We start from the raw sequence: 4,714 nt of genomic DNA, 5'->3' as shown, positions 1-4,714 counted from the left end.
CGACGCCTGGATTCTTACCACGAAATACACGAACCACACGAAAGGAAGAACGGAGACGAACTTTCGTGTCATTCGTCCCTTTCGTGGTCAATCAATCAGACTGAACCGACACCTGAATTCTCACCACGAAATACACGAACCACACGAAAGGAAGAACGGAGACGAGACGAACTTTCGTGTCATTCGTCCCTTTCGTGGTTAATCAACCAGACTGAACCGACGCCTGGATTCTTACCACGAAATACGCGAACCACACGAAAAGTAGAACGGAGACCAAATCTCGCGTTGTTCTTACCTTTTGCGGTAAACCATCCACTGCGCCGGGGGTTACGACGAAGTGTCTGGTTCGTCCAATCCGTAGGTCCGCAGTCTGTCGCGGAGGGTGCCTCGGTGAATTCCTAAAAGCTCGGACGCTTTGGCGCGGTTGCCACCGGTATGCGCCAGGATGATTTTGAAGAGAGTTGGCTCCGTTGCGGCGAGGAATTTCGTGTGCAGGTCTTGAGGTGTCTCCCCGTTCGGCTCGAGTGCTGACACCGCCCAGCGACTGATCGATTGCTCCAAAGATCTCTGTGGCGACGAGGATGCCTCGCCTCTTCCTGGGGCCGGGGGCGGAAAGTCATGGATGAACAGTGGTCGAGAACGCGCAACGACCGCCGCGTGTTCAACCGCGTTCTTGAGTTCACGCACGTTCCCATGCCATGGCTGTTTTTGTAGCTCGGCCAACAGTTGTTCGCTGATCGCTTGGTCGGGTGCAGGGTATTGGAGTGCGGTTAGGAAGTGTTGGCAGAGTGGTGCGATGTCCTCGGCGCGTTCGCGGAGCGGTGGCAAGTGGATCTGCATGCCCGTCATGCGATGAAACAGATCTTCGCGAAACGTGCCCTTCCCGACAGCTTCGTGTAAGTCACAGTTGGTGGCGGCAAGGATGCGAACGTTGGCGGTTCGCGTGCGAACGTCGCCGACACGGCTGTACTGGCCTTGCTCAAGCACCCGCAACAGTTTGACTTGGGTGGCTAGCGGGAGGTCACCGATTTCATCAAGGAGCACGGTCCCGTTTTCGGCCCGTTCAAACAAACCGGCTTTGTCGTCGCTCGCGCCGGTGAACGCGCCTTTGACGTGACCGAACAGTTCGCTTTCGATCAAATCCGGATTCAGTGCGACGGGGGCGATTGGCAGGTAAGGGCCATCGCTGCGACGGCTGTGGCGGTGAATGGCGGCGGCGACGAGTTCCTTGCCCGTTCCCGTTTCACCCGTGATCAGCACCGATAGATCGCTCTCGGCAACCAACGCGATTTGGCGGAAAACCTGCTGCATCGCTGGTGAAGTTCCCACGATGGCGGTCGGGTTCACTTCTGACTTGGTAGTGACAACTTGGGTGATGCGGTTTTCCGATTCGGCGATCGCTTGCCGGCACACACGCAGTGCGTCGTCGAGTTTGAAGGGTTTGGTCAAATAGTCGGTGGCACCATTTTTGACCGCGGCAACGGCGGTTTCCAAATCACCAAAGGCGGTGATCACGACGACGGGGGCGTCGTGGGTGGCCGCTAGGAATTTCGGCAATGCGGTGATGCCGTCTTCCTTGGGTAGTCGAACGTCGAGAATGACCAGCGCCGGTTGGACGGCGGCGGCCTGTTCCAAACCTTCTTCGGCAGACGAAGCGGTCACGACCGCGTGGCCTTCCTGGGTCAGCATCTTTTCGAGTGCCCAGCATATCGAGGGTTCGTCGTCGACAACCAACACCGTGTGCTGGGTTGCTGCGGTGCGTCGGCGTGCGTCGGTGGAAGAGTTCATGCGGAAGGGAGCGGTTGGGTAGGCACTGTTGTTGTGAACGTTGGCTGAGGAGATATGGATGGAGAGGGCTTCGCTGCAAGCGTGGGATGTTGAGTGCTTGACGTTTTAGGTGGTGGGCTTGGAATTGTCCGCTCTGATCAAGCTGGCGGTGAATTCGAAAACGGTCCAGCCCTCAGTGCGGTGCCAACGGACGTTTCCGTTGAGATGTTCAGCGGCGCGGCGGACGACGGAGAGTCCGAGGCCCATGCCTTCGGGTTTGGACGTGACAAACGGTTCGAACAGTTCGTCAGCAACGGTTTCGTCGATGCCGGGTCCGTTGTCGCGGACGCGGACGCGGACAGTCGTGGCGTTGGGGCGTTCGAGATAGACTTCGACGACTTCGCCGGCTTGCATCGCGTTGTGCACTAAATTGGTAACCGCGGCGACCCACGTCGGACCGTCTTTGATATGCGCAGTGGCGTCGGTGTGTGAGGGTGAATCGATCGCTTCGTCGACGTGCCACTGGATGTCGACGTGCCAATGTCTCGCGATCGGTGTCAGGCTTGAACGGACATCGTTCCAACATACGGTGACATCGGTCGGTCGATCTTGATCTTGGCGTCCCGAGGCAACGAGAAGCAACCGGCGGACATAGTCTTCGGAGAGTTCGATTTGGTGGATCGCGATGGGCAGGCTTTCGGTATCGTGCGAGTCACACTGGGCGGCATGTAGTTCGACGGCCATTCTCGCGCCGGTAAGACTGTTGCGAAGCTGGTGAGCCATCCCGCCTGCAATCTGGTGCAGAAGCTTTTCGCTTTGTTGCCGGTTAACCCTTTTCCAAAGTTGATCGAGTTGACCGGCCATGTCATCGACGGCGGCCCCGAGCTGGCCGAGCTCATCAGGGGCGTATTGGGTGGCAGTCGAAGTGAACTCGCCTTCGGCGATCCCACGCACCCGCCGTTGCAGTTTGGCGATCCGTCCCACCAATCGGGATTGCATGAACAGCGTGATCGAACTGAGCGCGAGGATCGTCGATAGGCCCGTGGCGAGGGGCAAGATCGCGGCTCGGCGTCGGCTCGCCGATAGCGTTTTTTCGTCAAACACCACCGCGACGCGGGCAACGTCATCTGATCGGGCTTTCCCACGTTTGGTGTCGAAGAAATAGACGAGGTAGCGTTTGTCCCCGATTTTCAGTTCACCTGGTTCGATGCTCTTCTCGAGACCTTCCATCGTGCTGTACTTCACCCGGCCCGTTTCGCCCGTCGTGACGAGATCGGTTTGAGTCAATTCGGCAAGCGAGTCCAACACGGTCGCGTTGAGCGGGAAGGTGGAATCGGCCAACGTGTTTTTGATGCCTTGAAACCGTTCCTGCAGATCGTCAGTGGCCCACCGATCGCCGAGCCGGTAGGAGGCGAGTGCGACGATGATCGCGGCAATCAGCGCAACGGCGATCAGGGGGCCGAGTAATCGGAAGCGGAGTGAACGGAGAGGTGCGGGGTCAGGCAATGTTTTCTCGGGAGTGGGGCCGTTGCCGATGTTTTTGACGCGTGTGTCCGATGGAGACGCGGATCCGGCTTGAGGAGATTCTCTCCAAGTTCGAAATTGATCACCAGGACGGAGAAATTGGTGAATCAGAGTGTATGATTGTAGGCGAAACAGGCCGGCGAAATATCCGCCCGGCGTGATGGAAACAACGCCTAATGCGATGCCGGGGGTGGCGAAAACAGACGTGATTCATTGGGTTTCAGGTGAAATGATGCGTTGGCACGTTGGCTGCTAATAAGGACCGATCTGTTTCACTCACCCCCTACCCGATCTTGCTAAACACTTCATGAAAAAGTTGCGTCCCGCCTTCACGCTCGTCGAGTTGCTCGTTGTCATCGCCATCATTGGTGTGCTTGTCGGCCTGTTGTTACCGGCTGTCCAAGCCGCTCGTGAGGCGGCCCGGCGGATGCAGTGCGGCAACAATCTCAAACAGATCGCGTTGGCTTGTCACAACTACCAGAGCACTTATGGGCGTTTCCCCCCGTCGGCACTCGTTGACTTGAACGTGACGACGACCGGCAACAACGGTTCGTGGGGTGTGCACGGCCGGATTCTGCCGTTTCTCGAACAGGGCAACGTTTTCGAAAACGTCGACTTGTCGGTGGCGTGGGATTTCCAGATGGCGATCGATGGGGTGAAGATTCCGGTGTACGCGTGTCCGAGCGATCCGGGAACGGACCAAGTCCGGACGTTCGACGACAATCGCCCGTCGCTGTATCCGACCACGTATGGGTTTAATTTTGGGCGTTGGTTTGTGTTCGATCCGGTGGAGCAAAAAGGCGGCGATGGGATGTTCTTCCCAAATCGGATGCTCGACTTCCGTGATTGCCTTGACGGCTCCAGTCACACGTTGTTGGCCGGTGAGGTGAAAGCTTGGACACCGTACCAACGAAACGGCGGCCCTTCTTCGACGACCATGCCGACGACCCAGCTCGAAGCGGAAGCAATCGTCGCCAGCGGGGGACAGTTCAAGGACACGGGCCACACCGAATGGCCTGACGGACGCGTGCATCACACCGGGTTCACGGTGACGTTGGCCCCCAACAGCGTCGTGCATTACACGAACTCGGGGCGTGAGTACGAAGAGATGGATTACAACTCGTGGCAGGAGGGCAAAGACGGCGGTGCGGGCAGCCCGACGTACGCGATGATCACCTCGCGAAGTCACCACACGGGATTGGTCCAAGTCGCCAAGGTGGACGGTTCGGTGACGGCGGTTACCGAATCGATCGACATCGAGACTTGGCACGCGTTGGGGACACGCAACGGTCGCGAAGTGATTCGAGGCGAGTAGTCATGCCGCCGCGAATGGCGAATCCAGATCGCCGCGTGTACTGTACGTGACGACCGCATTGCGAGGCTGTTGATTTAGTGAGCCGACGGCGCTAGCCCTTAGGTTTAG

General features: G+C 58.1%; 3 protein-coding genes. 1 reads left to right on the top strand and 2 read right to left on the bottom strand.

What is annotated here, in order from left to right; translation table 11 throughout:
* Positions 1 to 327: 327 nt before the first annotated feature.
* Together NB063_RS30095 and NB063_RS30090 are read right to left on the bottom strand one after the other, a co-directional pair.
* The gene (locus NB063_RS30095; protein ID WP_250933158.1) at positions 328 to 1,788 is read right to left on the bottom strand and encodes a sigma-54-dependent transcriptional regulator; all 1,461 of its coding nucleotides are present in this window, start codon (positions 1,786 to 1,788) and stop codon (positions 328 to 330) included.
* 105 nt (positions 1,789 to 1,893) lie between these two features.
* A complete protein-coding gene (locus tag NB063_RS30090; protein ID WP_250933156.1) occupies positions 1,894 to 3,273 on the bottom strand; it encodes a sensor histidine kinase in 1,380 nt (459 codons plus the stop codon).
* Positions 3,274 to 3,598: 325 nt separating this feature from the next.
* Between NB063_RS30090 and NB063_RS30085 the strand changes: the two genes are divergently transcribed.
* The gene (locus NB063_RS30085; protein ID WP_250933153.1) at positions 3,599 to 4,606 is read left to right on the top strand and encodes a DUF1559 family PulG-like putative transporter; all 1,008 of its coding nucleotides are present in this window, start codon (positions 3,599 to 3,601) and stop codon (positions 4,604 to 4,606) included.
* The last annotated feature ends 108 nt before the right edge of the window (positions 4,607 to 4,714 follow it).

The sequence above is a fragment of the Aporhodopirellula aestuarii genome (genome assembly GCF_023701485.1).
GTDB lineage: Bacteria > Planctomycetota > Planctomycetia > Pirellulales > Pirellulaceae > Rhodopirellula > Rhodopirellula aestuarii.
This window is presented reverse-complemented; position numbering and strand designations above follow the sequence as displayed.

Coding starts and splice junctions, on each gene's coding strand:
- NB063_RS30095 (WP_250933158.1), bottom strand. CDS start 1,788: ATGAACTCTTCCACCGACGCACGCCGACGCACCGCAGCAACCCAGCAC.
- NB063_RS30085 (WP_250933153.1), top strand. CDS start 3,599: ATGAAAAAGTTGCGTCCCGCCTTCACGCTCGTCGAGTTGCTCGTTGTC.